This window comes from Bacillus sp. ISL-7, assembly GCF_018613065.1.
In genome coordinates, this window is the sequence record NZ_JAGGQW010000043.1 from 1 (window position 1) to 15,560 (window position 15,560).

15 protein-coding genes are annotated in these 15,560 nt (G+C 37.4%); 12 read left to right on the plus strand and 3 right to left on the minus strand.

Annotated elements, in window-relative coordinates; all coding sequences use genetic code 11:
* From J7E66_RS17315 to J7E66_RS17330, 4 genes are all read left to right on the plus strand, one after another.
* Positions 1–462 (plus strand): ABC transporter permease (locus J7E66_RS17315; RefSeq protein ID WP_374103859.1); only part of this gene is annotated, 462 nt, incomplete at its 5' end.
* 177 nt (positions 463–639) lie between these two features.
* A complete protein-coding gene (gene xylB / locus J7E66_RS17320) occupies positions 640–2,118 on the plus strand; it encodes a xylulokinase (protein ID WP_215002105.1) in 1,479 nt (492 codons plus the stop codon).
* Positions 2,119–2,177: 59 nt separating this feature from the next.
* The gene (locus J7E66_RS17325) at positions 2,178–3,143 is read left to right on the plus strand and encodes a carbohydrate kinase family protein (RefSeq protein WP_215002107.1); all 966 of its coding nucleotides are present in this window, start codon (positions 2,178–2,180) and stop codon (positions 3,141–3,143) included.
* Positions 3,144–3,715: 572 nt separating this feature from the next.
* Positions 3,716–4,222, plus strand: coding sequence for an acyl-CoA thioesterase (locus J7E66_RS17330; protein WP_215002108.1), 507 nt, complete (start codon positions 3,716–3,718; stop codon positions 4,220–4,222).
* A gap of 109 nt (positions 4,223–4,331) precedes the next feature.
* On the opposite strand, the gene J7E66_RS32905 is transcribed toward J7E66_RS17330, so the two are convergent.
* Together J7E66_RS32905 and J7E66_RS17340 are read right to left on the minus strand one after the other, a co-directional pair.
* On the minus strand, positions 4,332–4,496 hold the full coding sequence (locus J7E66_RS32905) for a response regulator (RefSeq protein WP_215002110.1): 165 nt from the start codon (positions 4,494–4,496) through the stop codon (positions 4,332–4,334).
* A 1-nt stretch (position 4,497) separates the two neighbouring features.
* Positions 4,498–5,817, minus strand: coding sequence for an ATP-binding protein (locus tag J7E66_RS17340; protein ID WP_308162531.1), 1,320 nt, complete (start codon positions 5,815–5,817; stop codon positions 4,498–4,500).
* Between the two features lie 263 nt (positions 5,818–6,080).
* Between J7E66_RS17340 and J7E66_RS17345 the strand changes: the two genes are divergently transcribed.
* Together J7E66_RS17345 and J7E66_RS17350 are read left to right on the plus strand one after the other, a co-directional pair.
* Positions 6,081–7,064 carry a glutaminase gene (locus J7E66_RS17345; protein ID WP_215002112.1) on the plus strand — a complete coding sequence of 328 codons (984 nt, stop codon included), beginning with the start codon at positions 6,081–6,083 and terminating at the stop codon, positions 7,062–7,064.
* Between the two features lie 148 nt (positions 7,065–7,212).
* Positions 7,213–8,505: a Glu/Leu/Phe/Val family dehydrogenase gene (locus tag J7E66_RS17350; RefSeq protein ID WP_215002114.1), complete on the plus strand. Its 1,293-nt coding sequence runs from the start codon at positions 7,213–7,215 to the stop codon at positions 8,503–8,505.
* A gap of 314 nt (positions 8,506–8,819) precedes the next feature.
* Here J7E66_RS17350 and J7E66_RS17355 read toward each other — a convergent pair whose 3' ends face one another.
* Positions 8,820–8,987, minus strand: a complete 168-nt coding sequence (locus tag J7E66_RS17355) for a hypothetical protein (protein ID WP_215002116.1) — start codon at positions 8,985–8,987, stop codon at positions 8,820–8,822.
* Between the two features lie 88 nt (positions 8,988–9,075).
* On the opposite strand from J7E66_RS17355, the gene J7E66_RS17360 reads away from it, so the two are divergent.
* From J7E66_RS17360 to bioD, 6 genes are all read left to right on the plus strand, one after another.
* Positions 9,076–10,509 carry an alanine/glycine:cation symporter family protein gene (locus J7E66_RS17360; protein WP_215002118.1) on the plus strand — a complete coding sequence of 478 codons (1,434 nt, stop codon included), beginning with the start codon at positions 9,076–9,078 and terminating at the stop codon, positions 10,507–10,509.
* A gap of 350 nt (positions 10,510–10,859) precedes the next feature.
* Complete coding sequence (locus J7E66_RS17365; protein ID WP_215002120.1) at positions 10,860–11,282, plus strand: CBS domain-containing protein; 423 nt, start codon at positions 10,860–10,862, stop codon at positions 11,280–11,282.
* Positions 11,283–11,533: 251 nt separating this feature from the next.
* Complete coding sequence (bioW, locus tag J7E66_RS17370; RefSeq protein ID WP_215002122.1) at positions 11,534–12,319, plus strand: 6-carboxyhexanoate--CoA ligase; 786 nt, start codon at positions 11,534–11,536, stop codon at positions 12,317–12,319.
* Positions 12,300–13,658, plus strand: coding sequence for an adenosylmethionine--8-amino-7-oxononanoate transaminase (gene bioA, locus J7E66_RS17375; RefSeq protein WP_215002124.1), 1,359 nt, complete (start codon positions 12,300–12,302; stop codon positions 13,656–13,658). The genes bioW and bioA overlap by 20 nt, the downstream gene beginning before the upstream one ends.
* A complete protein-coding gene (gene bioF / locus J7E66_RS17380; protein ID WP_215002126.1) occupies positions 13,648–14,820 on the plus strand; it encodes an 8-amino-7-oxononanoate synthase in 1,173 nt (390 codons plus the stop codon). The genes bioA and bioF overlap by 11 nt, the downstream gene beginning before the upstream one ends.
* Positions 14,817–15,518: a dethiobiotin synthase gene (gene bioD / locus J7E66_RS17385; RefSeq protein WP_215002128.1), complete on the plus strand. Its 702-nt coding sequence runs from the start codon at positions 14,817–14,819 to the stop codon at positions 15,516–15,518. Before bioF ends, bioD begins: the two co-directional genes overlap by 4 nt.
* Positions 15,519–15,560: the final 42 nt, after the last annotated feature.

Here is a 15,560-nt window from a genome sequence, read left to right on the forward strand (position 1 = left end):
CCAACTCCTATCTATATCATGGCTTTTGTTTATATCGTTATGTTTTATGTTTTAAAGTATACCATGTTTGGCCGCCATATTTATGCCATTGGTGGAAATGAAGAAGCAGCACGATTAACAGGGATTAAGGTTGAGAAGTCATTAATTAATGTGTATTCCATCAGTGGATTATTAGCAGGTTTAGGTGGGGTCGTTTTAGCTGGCAGGCTGTATTCTGGTCAACCAACTGCAGGACAAATGTATGAGTTAGATGCAATTGCCGCGGTTATTTTGGGTGGAACTAGTCTAACAGGTGGTAAAGGAAAGATACAAGCAACGATCATTGGGGTATTAATTATGGGCGTTATTAGTAATGGCTTAACTCTAATGGACGTTAACTATTATTGGCAGCTTGTTGTCAAAGGTGGAGTAATTGTTGCCGCGGTATTATTAGATCGCTTACGTGGAAATAGTGCAGCTTAATGGAATTCAACAGATGTATTTAACAAAGTAGAGAACAAGAGTAATAAAGGTAAAAAAAGATAAAATATCTTTCCATTAAGTGGATTTTTTCATTGAAAGTAAGACATTTTAAAGGCTGTCGAATGATCGACAGCCTTCATTCTCCATGCAATTTTGCGATCAAAAAGGGGGTATTTGATGAAGTACTTGCTTGGAATAGATCTTGGAACATCTAGTGTGAAGACATGCCTGATTGACTATACTGGTACAGAGTGTTTTTCAGATAGTGAGGTATATAGCATAAATACCCCAGCAAGAAATTGGGCAGAACAAGATCCTGAAGAATGGTGGAGAGCTACAAAGAAGACCATACAGCATTGTTTACAAAAAGTGGGGAGATATGAGGTTGAAATTACTGGAATTGGTTTTTCAGGACAAATGCATGGTTTAGTAATACTTGATAAAGACAAACAAGTAATAAGACCAGCGATCATTTGGTGTGACCAAAGAAGTCAGCAGCAAATCCACTCCATACATAATAAAATAAATAAGGAAGAAGTAGAAAGGCAAACACTGAATTCACTTTCTCCTGGTTTTTTACTACCTTCTTTAATGTGGATAAAAGAACATGAACCTTTTAATTATGAAAAAATAGATAAAGTGGTTTTACCTAAAGATTATATACGTTACAGAATAACTGGTGAGATTGGTACAGATTCAACAGATGCTTGTGGAACATTAATATTTAATATAGAAAGAAGAGAATGGGCTGAAGATCTAATTAAAAAGTTAGGGATAAATAGGAACCTTTTTCCACTATGCCGTGAGCCATACGAGATCGCGGGGTACGTAACTCGAATTGCAGCCAATGAAACTGGATTGAAATTAGCAACCCCTGTCGTATATGGTGGAGGGGATCAGCCGATGCAGGCTGTTGGGAATGGCATCCTTTCTTCGGGGACAATTTCCTGTACGATTGGAACAGGAGGACAGTTATTTTCACCTGTAAATCAAGCAGTTCATGACAGACTATATCGTACAAATACATTCTGTCATGTGAAAAACTGGTACATATTAGGTGCTAATTTAAGTGCAGGACTATCATTAAAATGGTTAATGGAAAATATTTTATATATCGCAGACTTTACTAAGTTAAACAAAGAAACTAGTAAGATTCCATCAGGAAGTGAAAAGTTACTCTTCCTACCATATTTAAATGGAGACAGAACACCCCATATGGATGCTAATGCTAAAGGGATGTTTTTTGGACTTCAATTAAAGCACAATCGTTACCACATGTTGAGAGCGGTGATGGAAGGTGTTGCTTTTTCATTGCGTGATTCATTAGAGATTTTTAATGAACTGCAAATACCTGTTGAGCAGGTTATCGCTTCAGGTGGATTTATCCAAAGTGATTTATGGATGCAAATTGTAGCAGACGTTTTTCAAAAAAGTATATGTACTACCTTGACGAAGGAACATGCCTGTAAAGGAGCAGCAATTATGGCAGCTGTAGGTACAAAAGTCTTCAATTCAATGGAAGAAGCTGTAAGTGAAATGGTAAAAAAGAGTGATAGGCTAGTAGAGCCAAATGAAAAGAATGGATATGTATATAATGAGCAATATGAGCTATTTAAATCTCTCTATATACAAAATAGAGAACTGTTTATGATATAGATCTAGATACTTTGTATTCTAAATTAATAGAAGCGGTAAGAATGGAGAGTGGAAAATAAATGAATAAAACATCCCGCTCAGTTATGTGCGTTGGAGAGCTGTTAATCGATTTTTTCTGTACAGATATTGATGTTAATTTAAAAGAAGGTGATCATTTCCTAAAGAAGGCTGGAGGTGCCCCAGCGAATGTAGCAGCTGCAATTTCAAAGCTAGGTGGGGTGGCGAGTCTTATTGGGAAAGTAGGAAATGACCCATTTGGATCATTCTTGATAGAAACTTTAAACGAGGTGGGTGTAGATACATCGATGGTTGTTACCGATGATTTAGCACCAACAACCTTAGCATTTGTTTCTCTCCAAGCAGACGGTGAAAGGGATTTTGTATTCAATAGAGGAGCAGATCAACATCTAACAGACGAAAACTTAAATTTAGATAGACTAAGTAGAGCAAAAATACTACACTTTGGATCCGCAACAGCGTTACTTGATAACCCTTTTAAAACAACCTACTTTAATGCAATGAACTTTGCGCAAAATAGTGGAATATTCCTATCATTTGACCCTAATTTCCGTAAGGATTTATGGAAAAATAGAATAGAAGAATTTATTAGTTTAGCTAGAAAAGGTATATCCATGGCTGATTTTGTAAAAGTAAGTGAAGAGGAGCTTGAACTTATCACAGGAAAAATGGATAGGTATGAAGGAATAGAGAAGCTCCATCATTTGGGAGCGAAAATTGTGGCTGTGACTCTTGGAAGTGAAGGAACTCTTCTTTCAAATGGAAATGATGTGGGTGTAATAAACAGTATAGAAATAAATTCAATTGACTCTACCGGTGCTGGTGATGCATTTGTCGGTGCTGCTTTATATCAGTTTGCAAACTTGGAGTCCATTAATACAATTCTTAATGATTTTAGTAAACTGAAGGAGATCATTTTATTTGCAAATAAAGTAGGGGCACTTGTATGTACAAGGGTAGGAGCGATATCTTCCTTACCAAACGAAGAGGATATATTAAAAATTTAGTCATTTTTACTCATGCAGGAAGTTTAAAGAGTCTGATTACAAGAATAAGATAGAAGTCATTCTTAAAGCAGTGACATTTATATTCAGCAAAGAAAGGAATCGTGGCATGATCTGCCGTGGTTCCTTTTTATATGAAGGCTGAGAAATAAAAAAATGCCGTGCCGATTTAGTTGGTTTTTTTTTACTATTTTTTTATAACGGTAATCCATTATTAACCCCTAAATTTATACGATATAAAAGTTTTTTATATGTGGTTATAATTTTATATCATTTTATTTATTTCAATAATTGCATTATTCTTAGACATATAAATACTTCTCTAATGAGAAACAGAATCATGGGGGATATTGTGCATGGAAATACAGAAAACCCAAAAAAATTCTTGTCGATACTTTCATGGTCCAAATCTTGGCTATAAAATGGAAAATGCAGTCGTTAGTTTCTTTCACTGTCAACTAGTTATATGTAAGATCCAGAAACTTAATTATTAGAAGACTAAGAGCTTTATAGTGTGGCTCAATTAAAGCTATCTCGTAGAAGATGGTACCAGTAGTTCAATAGGGGAGTATATTATGGAAGCAAAATATTGTAAAGAGTCACGAGTTATAAGAACAAGTCGTGTATTTCCAAATGACGTAAACAATCACCATACATTATTTGGAGGAAAATTAATGAGTGATGTGGACCAGGTAGCTTCTATTTCAGCGGCTCGCCATAGTCGCAGGGAATGTGTAACTGCTTCAACCGATTCAGTTGACTTCTTATATCCTGTTCGTACAACAGATTCGGTCTGTTTTGAATCATATGTGACATGGACAGGGACGTCGTCTATGGAGATTTTTGTGAAAATTATTGCTGAAGATTTAAAAAGTGGTAAACGTACAATTGCAGCAACAGCTCTATTAACATTTGTCGCACTTGATGAACATAAACGTCCAACACATGTTCCACAGGTTATTCCGGAAACAGAAGAAGAGAAAAAATTGCATGAGACCGCACCAGAGCGAGCAAGGGTTCGCAAAGAAAGAAAACAAAAGAGCAAAAAATTAGCTGCTTTTTTAACAACAAATTATCCTTAAAGTCAACAAAGCTTATGTTAATTTAGTTAACGAATAGTATATTTTTCTCTTCTTATAACAGAAAAACTTCACTAAACAACGGTTCAGTGAAGTTTTTTCGTCATTGAGACTATGCAAGGACTCTCTCAAGTATATCAATGTCTAACCTGTTTCCATCCAATAAGGATCCATCTGCTGCCTCCCCGGCCACTTCCCCTAAGCCCTCGTCTTCGATGAATTGAGCCAGCATCGAACGAACGGCTTCATCATCATCTATTATATGAAAAAGTAACAAATCAGCCTTTCTCCATTAAATGATTGGCCGATAAACGGATAGTGAAAATGGACCCTGTTCCTTCTAATCTATTCTGCACTGTAATATCACCTTCAAGTTGTTCAACTATTTCCTTTACAAAGGATAATCCCATTCCCGTTGATGGATTTCCGGAATAATCATATTTAGTGGTAAACCCGGGCTTGAAAATTAAATTTTTATGTTTCTGGATAAAACCAGGGCCATTATCTTTGATCTGGAATTTAACCAAATGGTTTTCCCTTTCAATACTAATGGTAATCTTGCCCGTTTTATCGATGGCTTCTACGGCGTTAGTGACGATATTATTGATAATCGATAAAAGGGTAAAAACATGGTAAGGGGGATGAGCTCCTGTAATGGAATATTCAACTTGAATATTTTTTCCAAGGATACTGGCATATTTTTCATTTGTTCGTTTGATAATGGAAACTAGTTCAACCAGGTTCATATAATCTGTAAAACTTTCATCAGAAATAAGTTTTGAAAGTCCCGCATAAATACGTTGGTTATCTTTTTTTATTTCATGGACTTCGCCGGCTATTGTCAATGCCTGCCTGCCGAGGTCCTTGACTGTATGGGCAGTCGTCCCTTCGATTTGCAAAACATTTAAGCATTTGTATAGATCATATGATTTTTTTGTGATGTTTTCAGCATCTAGCAATGTTTTTTTTAAATGAATTGATTCCTCGTATAAATTGGAAATGAGCATGAGCATATGCTCATTTTGTTTTCTTATATGTTTTTCCCTTGCCTGAGCCTCATATAACTGCATGATCGTGAAAAAGCTGACAACCAGAAAGCTATGTGATATCGCCATAATCAGAATTTCGCTAAGTGCTGCCAATTTAATCGTTTTTCCCAATACAAAATATTGCATCAGTATCTCTGTCAAATCCGACAATATTTCGATGGTGATGCCAATCAATCCAATTAAAATAGGACGGTGATAAAATCGGTTTACTTTTGCCAAATAAAATAAACAAGCATAGGCAAAATAAAAGAAAAAACTAGGAAAATTAGCTTCAAAAGAGGAAGTCAAATTCATATTACCTTGGTTGATGAATTCTAGTAAAATGCGAAAGACCACAACTTGTATAGCTGTCAATAAACCAGACAAAATAGCGGGAATTTTTCGGAACAATAACAAAAAGAATAAAAATATTGGTACACCAAAACTGACCCGGAACGTTTCATTAATCGGATAGAAATTTAATTCACCCGCCAAAGGGACTGTAATCATCATCAAAACGAGTATGAATAGGTCTTTTTTTACTAAAGGACTGATGTTCAAGCAGATCACTTCCTAATTTTTCTGAAAATTAGTATACAGATAGATTGGCCACAATACAATGCAAACTTTATTATTAGATACTCCAATTTTATTCGAGTAAAAAATTAAACGAAAGATAAAAAATTTTCTGTAGGTTTTCGTTATCTTTTGTAGTTCTAATTATAGAATCAATAATATCATTCCATCAGAAAATAGAAAGCGTTTTCTTTTGAGCGTGAAATGTTTTCCCTAAAAAAGAATTTAGAAAGAGAGGGTTGGAAGAGTTGATTCACATGATTAAAAAAAAGGAAAGAGATCAAATCGGGAACCAAAAGCAGGATTGGTTGGATGAATGGGTGGATCATTATCGTTCCTATGGTACAGAAGGACGATGTGCAAGCTACATTCCTGCTTTGGGAAAGGCAAACCCGTCACAGTTAGGTATTTGTATCGTAGGATCAAATGGACTAGTGGTCAAGTCGGGTGATTGGCAAGTCCCTTTCACATTACAGAGTATCTCAAAAGTGATCAGCTTTATAGCGGCATGTGTAAGTCGCGGAATTCCTTATGTGTTAGATCGGGTCGATGTGGAACCAACTGGAGATGCCTTTAACTCCATTATCCGCCTTGAAATGCATAAACCAGGTAAGCCGTTTAATCCCATGATCAATGCAGGAGCAATTACCATCGCATCACTGCTTCCGGGAGAATCATCAAAAAATAAATTGGAGTTTCTTTACAAATTTATCGAAAAAATGATAGGGAAACGTCCGAACATCAATGCGGAGGTTTTTCAGTCAGAATGGCAGACTGCCAATCGAAATAGAGCAATAGCCTATTATTTAAAAGAGACAGGTTTTTTAGAATCAGAGGTGGATGAAGCTTTAGAAGTTTATCTGAAGGTGTGTTCCTTAGAAGTAAATACGGAAGATATAGCCCTGATTGGAATGATTCTTGCTCATGATGGATATCACCCAATTCAAAAACAACAAGTACTGCCTGTTGAAGTGGCCAGACTTTCCAAAGCCTTAATGCTTACCTGTGGAATGTACAATGCTTCAGGCAAATTTGCCGCCTTTGTAGGAGTACCAGCCAAAAGCGGGGTATCGGGAGGTATTTTAGCAACTGTTCCCCCAAGTATGAAAAGAGAACTGCCTTTTCAAGATGGATGTGGAATTGGTATTTATGGACCAGCTATTGATCAGTATGGCAATAGCCTGACGGGTGTTAAGCTATTGAAACATCTATCGCAAGAATGGAATCTGTGTATTTTCTAAAAACATTCTTATCAGAAAGATGTAATCGTCGAATTGTATAAAAATACGATTGTCCATGGAAGATTTCATTGGACATTTGAAAAATTCATACGAAACTAAGAAAACGATGCAATAAAACTTTTATTATTTAAATTATGGGGTGATATTAATGGCATTAACAACTACTGTAGAACGCCTAACCGAAGAACAGAAAAAAGAAAAGGAATCTCTAGATTTATTTCTTTCTACACAAACGGTCATAAAAGAGGCGTTGGATAAATTAGGTTATTCAAATAATGAATTTGAATTATTCAAAGAACCTATCCGAATGCTTACTGTCCGCATACCTGTAAAAATGGATGATGGTTCGATCAAAGTGTTTACCGGTTTTCGTTCCCAACATAATGATGCAGTAGGTCCGACAAAAGGAGGCATACGCTTTCACCCAGAAGTGAACGAAGAAGAGGTAAAAGCCTTGTCTATTTGGATGAGTTTAAAGTGCGGCATTGCGAACCTCCCTTTCGGAGGTGGAAAAGGCGGCATTAAGTGTGACCCGAGATTAATGTCGTTTGCAGAACTGGAAAGATTGAGTCGTGGTTATGTTCGTGCCATCAGCCAAATTGTCGGGCCTACAAAAGATATACCGGCACCCGATGTATATACAAACTCTCAAATCATGGCTTGGATGATGGATGAGTATAGCCGCCTTCGTGAATTCGATTCTCCAGGATTCATTACGGGCAAGCCCCTTGTTTTAGGGGGGTCAAATGGACGTGAAACGGCAACAGCCCGGGGTGTAACCATCTGTATTGAAGAAGCGGTAAAGAAAAAAAACATTGAATTGCAAGGTGCCCGCATAGTGATTCAAGGTTTTGGGAATGCAGGAAGCTTTTTGGCCAAATTCATGCATGATGCTGGAGCAAAAGTGATTGGTATTTCGGATGCATATGGTGCTCTTTATGATCCACAAGGGCTTAATATTGATTACCTGCTCGATCGACGCGATAGTTTTGGTACAGTAACAACTTTATTTAACAATGTTATCACGAATCAAGAATTACTGGAAAAAGAATGTGACATTCTGGTGCCGGCTGCCATTTCCAACCAAATTACAGCACAAAACGCCAATCGTATTAAAGCTTCCATCGTAGTGGAGGCAGCTAACGGGCCAACAACCCTTGAAGCAACCAAAATTTTGGATGAAAGAGGAATCCTCCTTGTTCCGGATATATTGGCAAGTGCAGGTGGTGTCACCGTATCTTACTTTGAATGGGTTCAGAACAATCAAGGATTTTATTGGTCAGAGGAAGAGGTGGCTGAAAAATTACGAAAAGTAATGGTCGATTCTTTTGAAAATATTTATCAAACAACACATGATCATCAAGTTAATATGCGCTTAGCAGCGTATATGGTTGGTATAAGAAAACTGGCTGAAGCCTCACATTTCCGGGGCTGGATCTAAAATGCGAGATTTTCTACAATTATATGGAAGAAGGAGATTTTCTTGTGGATTATCACTGTCCATTCAAAAAACAATCTAAACATGTTTGAGTTTGACACTGAAGAAGAAGCAAAAGAAGCTTTCGAAAAAATGAAGGGCTCTAAAATTCTTACTGAGATCCTTTACCTGTCGAAGATCCACTAGCGGGTCTAGATATCCAACGTAAGACAAGTTATGTAGACTATATTGGAGGGAACAAATCAATGGGCCCCAAATTGGTTAGGTTAGAGGGTCATCTCACATGCCCATTAAGCTAACAAAATGGGGTCTTTTTTTCAATGGTTTCTTTCCACAGCGAAAAAAGAAACATTTTCTTCCGCTGCATAAGCATCCATGTCTATACGGAGATCAGCTAACGCTGCAAATGATGCTGATGCAATAAACCCTGTTAAAAAATGATCTTTTATTAAGATTCCAGCAGCAGGTGGCACCATCGCCGGCACTGACCTACTTCGATTCGAACCATTTCTATCAAACTGATGTCCTAATTACTTCAATATAAACTACTAAATTTTAAAAAGGGGTGGTAAAATGCCACAATTATTACAAAATATGATTGGTATAACAAATGAATTCCTTTGGTCAAAATTACTAATTATTATGCTTGTTTCTTGCGGGATTTATTTCACATTTAAATCGAAATTTGTACAGTTTCGAATGTTAAAGGAAATGGTCCGTGTTTTAATGGAAGGGAGAACTAGTTCTAAAGACAACATTTCCCCATTTCAAGCGTTCTGTATTGGTATGGCCGCTCGCGTTGGGACGGGTAATATCACAGGAATTGCGATTGCGATTGCATTAGGCGGTCCTGGAGCGGTATTCTGGATGTGGATTATTGCTATTATTAGCTCAGCATCCAGCTTTATTGAAAGTACGTTAGCGCAAGTATATAAAGTAAAAGATAAAAATGGTTTCCGCGGGGGCCCATCCTATTATATGGAAAAAGGATTAAACAAACGTTGGATGGGAGTATTATTCTCCATTTTAATTACGCTTTCTTTCGGTCTTGTATTCAATTCTGTACAATCAAATACCGTTTCAATTGCTTTTGAGAACTCATTTGGTACAGATCGTTTAACTATAGGGATTATCATGGCACTTGCTTTCGCTGCGATTATCTTTGGCGGTGTGAAGCGAATTGCAAAAATGGCTGAATACAAGGTTATGATTCTAGCTGTGTTATACATTGGTATTGCATTATTTATCATAGCTACGAACATAACAAAAATGCCGGAAATTCTTTCTCTTATTGTTAAAAATGCGTTTGGCCTTGAACAAATAGCTGGCGGTTCAATCGGCGCTGCACTCATGAATGGAGTTAAACGTGGTTTGTTCTCGAATGAAGCTGGAATGGGGAGTGCGCCAAACGTTGCCGCAACGGCAACAACAAGTCATCCGGTTAAACAAGGACTTATTCAAGCATTTGGCGTATTAACGGATACACTGATCGTCTGTACAAGCACAGCATTTATTATTTTACTTTCTGATGCTTACAAACAACCAGGGCTAAGTGGTATTGCACTTACACAAGCAGCATTAAGTGAACATGTCGGTTCCTGGGCATCAGGCTGTCTGGCTATTTTTATTTTTCTATTTGGATTCGGTGCGTTAATCGGTAACTATTATTATGGGGAAACAAATATTCGATTTTTACACAAAAGTAAAGTATGGTTGATACTATACCGAATAAGCGTGTTAGCCATGATTTTATTCGGTTCCATTGCAAAGGTCCAGTTTGTATGGGATTTAGCGGATTTATTTATGGGCTTAATGGTTATCATAAACTTGATTGCTATTACATTACTAGCAAAAATAGCCTTTGCTGCTTTAACGGACTACATGAAACAGAAAAAAGCTGGTAAAGATCCTGTCTTTTATAAAGATTGTATTAAAAATCATGAAGGCATTGAATGTTGGGAGCACACTCCAGCTACTTCAAGTTCAATAAAGGAAAAAGCGATGTAAATAATACAAAAAGATGTTCAGATACAGCACACGGGCCAACAAGCTTATCATCGATGGAAAACGGGAGAGATGACAGCTGTGAAGGCGAGAAAAATAACATTATATAATAGAAGGAACTCGTAAAAAAAGTTGCCTTTGCTCAACGAGAGCAAAGGCTTTTATCAATTGGGAATACTTTATCATAATCACCAGCTTTATATATTTATATATCTTAATGTCTACTAACGTGTATTCAAAATTCTAAAACGGATTTCATTTTAGTAAAAATGAAATCTTGCTTTGAGTAATAATTTAGATTCACATGGAGAAAATAAGAAGGAAAAATCAATCACCAATAGGAGGAAAAAACAATGACAATGGTACAAGAAATTATGACAAAGGATGTTAAGGTGTGTGCATCACATGACTCTGTGACAGTAGCCGCAAAAATAATGCGTGATATCAACTGTGGTTCTGTTCCAGTTTGTGAAGGTAGAAAAGTTGTTGGAATGATTACAGATCGTGATATTGTATTGAATTGTGTAGCTGATGGGAAAGACTGCAATTCCGTTCATTGCCATGATAGTATGACTTCGGATGTAATCACTTGTTCGCCTGATACAGATGTACATGAATGTGCTCGTATGATGGCAGACCATCAAATCCGTCGCATTCCAGTTGTACAAAATGGTGAAATGATTGGTATTTGTGCCATTGGTGATCTATCAACAGTCAACATTCATGTAAACGAAGCTGGAGAAGCATTAAGTCATATTTCTGAACAGATTCAATAGGAACTGTTAGTTACATCCATTCCACCTGTAAAAGGCAATTAAAGAAAAACCAAAACAAGACAATAATTTGGGATAAACCTAAAAGTACTTAAAAATGGTTTATTCCTTTTTTTTTTTAATAACTTTTAAATTACCAATACAATTTTGTTAACAATATTGACAGAAAAGGGTAACTATCTTATTATTCTAATTGTTAACCTATTGTTTATTTTGGTTTACAATTAGTATTACAAGGTTAGGAGGTAGAATGTATGCAAGAGGGAAAGTACTATAGCATTAGAATGAGAGCTGCCAAGAATGGACCTCATGAACATGGAGGAAAGCATATATCCGGTGGAGAACTACTTTCAACATATAGCAATATGAAACATGCAGTGAATGCTTTATTGGAAAAGGGCTTAACTCATTCAAGAGGAAACCCAGATTTTATGCAGATTCAGTTTGAATCTATTAACGAGCCTATAAAACTAGTTAAGCCATTACAAATTGCGACAAATGAAGTGGAATCAGTAGATGAAGGGCAATCATTCGCCAGGAGACTTTTGGAGAGAGAGGGGATCCCAAGAACTAGCATTGAAAAAGCGTATCAACTGATGACTGAATATTCAGGAATCAGGGGTGCGATTTTGATTGATATCCATTCAGGTGAACGAATTGATGAACGGAAAGAAAAGGGCTTGCGTGTTTCCAGAATGGACTGGTTGGACACGAATTTTGAAAAATGGGCTGACTACTATAAGATGCCTAAGAATTCCAGAGTGAGGGAGGCACTTGTACTTGCAACAAAGGTGAATGAGCATCCAGCTACTGTCGCAGAATTATGTTGGTCAGATGATCCTGAGTACATAACAGGCTATGTAGCTAGTAAAAAGCTAGGCTATCAACGCATTACAAAATTAAAAGAATACGGAGATGAACACGGCTGTCGAATCTTCTTTGTGGATGGCTTAAGCGATCTTCATTCATACATACACTACCTAGAAAAACAGCCAATTTTTATTCAATGGGAGGAAGAGAATGACACAAGAGCTAATTGAAAAAAGTAAAAAGTATCTTTGGCTGCCTTTCACTCAAATGAAAGATTATGATGAAAATCCTTTCATTATTGAGAGTGGAAACGGAATTAAAGTAAAAGACATTTATGGTAAGGAATATTATGATGGATTTTCTGCTTTGTGGCTCAATGTACATGGCCACCGAAAAAAAGAATTGGATCAAGCGATTAAGAAACAACTTGAAAAAATAGCCCACTCTACATTGTTGGGGATGACAAATGTTCCAGCAACAGAGCTTGCTGAAAAACTAATTGAAATAAGTCCTGAAAAGTTAACACGTGTCTTTTATTCAGATAGTGGAGCAGAAGCGATGGAAATTGGTCTTAAGATAGCGTTTCAATATTGGATGAATATTGGTAGACCAGAGAAACAAAAATTTATAGCGATGCAAAATGGCTATCATGGCGATACGATTGGGGCCGTTAGTGTTGGTTCAATCGAGCTTTACCATCAAGTGTACGGCCCATTAATGTTTGAGAGTTTTAAAGCACCAATTCCTAACACATATCACTCTAAGAGTGGTGATCCTGTACAGTGCCGCGATGAATGTTTAGATATACTTGAACAGCTCTTGATTGAAAATCACCAAGAAATAGCTGCACTTACTATTGAATCAATGGTCCAAGGAGCCGGAGGTATGATTGTGATGCCAGAAGGATTTTTGGCGGGTGTACGTAAGCTTTGTACAAAATATGATGTCTTAATGATTGTTGATGAAGTAGCAGCGGGATTTGGACGTACGGGGAAAATGTTTGCCTGTGAACACGAAGGTGTCCAACCAGACATAATGGCAGTTGGAAAAGGGATTACAGGAGGCTATTTGCCAATTGCTGCTACATTTACAACAGAGGAAATCTATATGGCATTCTATGATGACTACGAAAAGTTAAAAACGTTGTTCCACGGTCATTCTTATACAGGGAATCAGCTTGGATGTGCAGTTGCAATTGAAAATTTACGTTTGTTAGAATCTGAAAATATTGTAGAACAGGTAGCCAAAAAGGCAGAGTATCTCCATTTACTCCTACAAGAGCTGCAATCGCTTCCGCACGTTGGGGATATTAGGCAACTTGGTTTTATGTGTGGAATAGAGCTTGTTTACTCAAAGGAAACAAAGGAGCCCTTTTCTGCTCATAAACGAGTAGGTTATCAGGTTACTTTAAAAATGAGAGAGCTTGGTATGTTAACGAGACCATTAGGTGATGTCATTGTATTTTTTCCTCCGCTTGTTAGTACTAGGGAAGAAATTAAAGCGATGGTCATGATCATGAAAGAAGCTATCAATGAGGTAACAAATGGGGTGACGAGTGTTGGATCTTGATAGATGGTTAAGCCATCGATTAGACAAGACCAAAGAGGCTGGTTTGTATCGAAAGTTTCGAACAATGAATACGGCTCCGCTTCCTGAGATGTTGATTGATGGTCAGAGACAGATCGTCTTTTCATCAAATAATTATTTAGGGCTGGCGAATGATCGACGTTTGGTTTATGCGGCAGAAACGAGCCTACATGATTTTGGAGTAGGAAGCAGTGGCTCAAGGTTAACGACAGGTCACACTGAATGGCATCAAAAACTTGAAGAAAGAATTGCAAGCTTCAAGCAAACGGAGAAAGCTCTCCTGTTTTCAAGCGGTTATTTAGCGAATGTCGGTGTGCTATCGTCATTGCCTGAAAAAGGGGATGTCATTTTAAGTGATCAATTAAATCATGCCAGTATTATCGATGGCTGCCGGCTATCCAATGCTGACACAGTCATTTATAGCCATGTCGATATGGGTGATCTTGAAGAAAAGTTGAAGGAAACAGCGTCATATCAGCGGCGTTTTATTGTAACAGATGGAGTATTTAGTATGGATGGTACGATTGCACCTCTTGATCAGATGCTCTCACTTGCTAAACGTTATCATGCCTACGTTATTGTTGATGATGCACACGCAACAGGTGTTTTGGGGGAAAATGGCAGGGGCACAAGTGAATATTTTGGTGTTCATCCTGATGTGGAGATTGGAACCTTAAGCAAGGCTGTTGGTACGGAGGGTGGTTTTGTTGCTGGTTCGAAGGTGTTAATTGATTTTCTGTTAAACCATGCGAGAACCTTTATTTTTCAAACAGCCATGCCGCCGGCAATATGTGCTGCTTCGTATGCAGCCATAGAGATAATTGAAGATAGTAAAGAAATACGCCAACTGTTATTTTCAAATGTAAAAAAAATAAAAATCAGTCTTGAAGAAATGGGTTATACCGTGAAGGGGGATCTTACACCGATTATTCCTGTAATCATTGGGGATACCGAAAAGGCTGTACAATTTGCGAAAAAATTACAGGAAAAAGGAATACATGCACCAGCGATTCGTCCACCAACCGTCCCAATTGGAGAAAGTCGTATCCGGTTAACAGTCTCCTCCGACCATGGTTCAAAAGAAATCGATTACTTGCTAGAGTCCTTTAATTTCATCGGAAAAGAGTTGAATATGATTAAATGAACGGTTTTTTTGTAACAGGAACAGATACAGGAGTTGGAAAAACCATTATTTCTAGTGGACTTGCAGCTGTATTAAAAGAGAAAAATGTGGATGTTGGCGTATTTAAGCCATTGTTGAGCGGTACTTCACGTGAAGATCCAGAAAGTGATACAAGCTTACTGAAGCAACTGTCACAAACATCTTTATCCTATGAAGAGATTACCCCTTTTGAATTTAAAGAACCACTTGCACCGTATGTTGCAGGGAAGCTAGAAGGGAAGATAGTGGGGATTGAAGATGTATTAAGTCACTGGGAAAAGATTAGAGGAAAACATGAATTTTTCATCGTAGAAGGTGCTGGCGGTATTTCAGTCCCACTGGGTGAACATTTCTTAGTTAGTGACTTAATTCAGGCGTTACAGCTGCCAATTGTGCTTGTAGCCCGACCTAATCTTGGTACAGTAAATCATATTTTTCTAACGGTTCAATACGCAAAAAGCCTAGGTCTGACGATTGCCGGAATCGTGATCAACGGCATAAGTGAATGTCCTGATCTTGCGGAAAAAACAAACCCGAAACTAATTGAAGAGTTATGTGGTGTGCCTATATTAGGCATCACACCTAAACTTAAAGAAATAACAAAAGATAACATTCAAAAAATGGTAAAGGATCACATAGATGTGACATTACTAATCAATCAAATGGAGGTAGGAAAATGAATAAATGGATGGAACTTGCAGATCAAGTGTTAGATGGGAAGG

What these genes read in the sequence shown, in the direction of transcription:
- xylB (WP_215002105.1), top strand. Translation starts at nt 640, where the DNA reads ATGAAGTACTTGCTTGGAATAGATCTTGGAACATCTAGTGTGAAGACA.
- J7E66_RS17325 (WP_215002107.1), top strand. Translation starts at nt 2,178, where the DNA reads ATGAATAAAACATCCCGCTCAGTTATGTGCGTTGGAGAGCTGTTAATC.
- J7E66_RS17330 (WP_215002108.1), top strand. Translation starts at nt 3,716, where the DNA reads ATGGAAGCAAAATATTGTAAAGAGTCACGAGTTATAAGAACAAGTCGT.
- J7E66_RS17345 (WP_215002112.1), top strand. Translation starts at nt 6,081, where the DNA reads ATGATTAAAAAAAAGGAAAGAGATCAAATCGGGAACCAAAAGCAGGAT.
- J7E66_RS17350 (WP_215002114.1), top strand. Translation starts at nt 7,213, where the DNA reads ATGGCATTAACAACTACTGTAGAACGCCTAACCGAAGAACAGAAAAAA.
- J7E66_RS17360 (WP_215002118.1), top strand. Translation starts at nt 9,076, where the DNA reads ATGCCACAATTATTACAAAATATGATTGGTATAACAAATGAATTCCTT.
- J7E66_RS17365 (WP_215002120.1), top strand. Translation starts at nt 10,860, where the DNA reads ATGACAATGGTACAAGAAATTATGACAAAGGATGTTAAGGTGTGTGCA.
- bioW (WP_215002122.1), top strand. Translation starts at nt 11,534, where the DNA reads ATGCAAGAGGGAAAGTACTATAGCATTAGAATGAGAGCTGCCAAGAAT.
- bioA (WP_215002124.1), top strand. Translation starts at nt 12,300, where the DNA reads ATGACACAAGAGCTAATTGAAAAAAGTAAAAAGTATCTTTGGCTGCCT.
- bioD (WP_215002128.1), top strand. Translation starts at nt 14,817, where the DNA reads ATGAACGGTTTTTTTGTAACAGGAACAGATACAGGAGTTGGAAAAACC.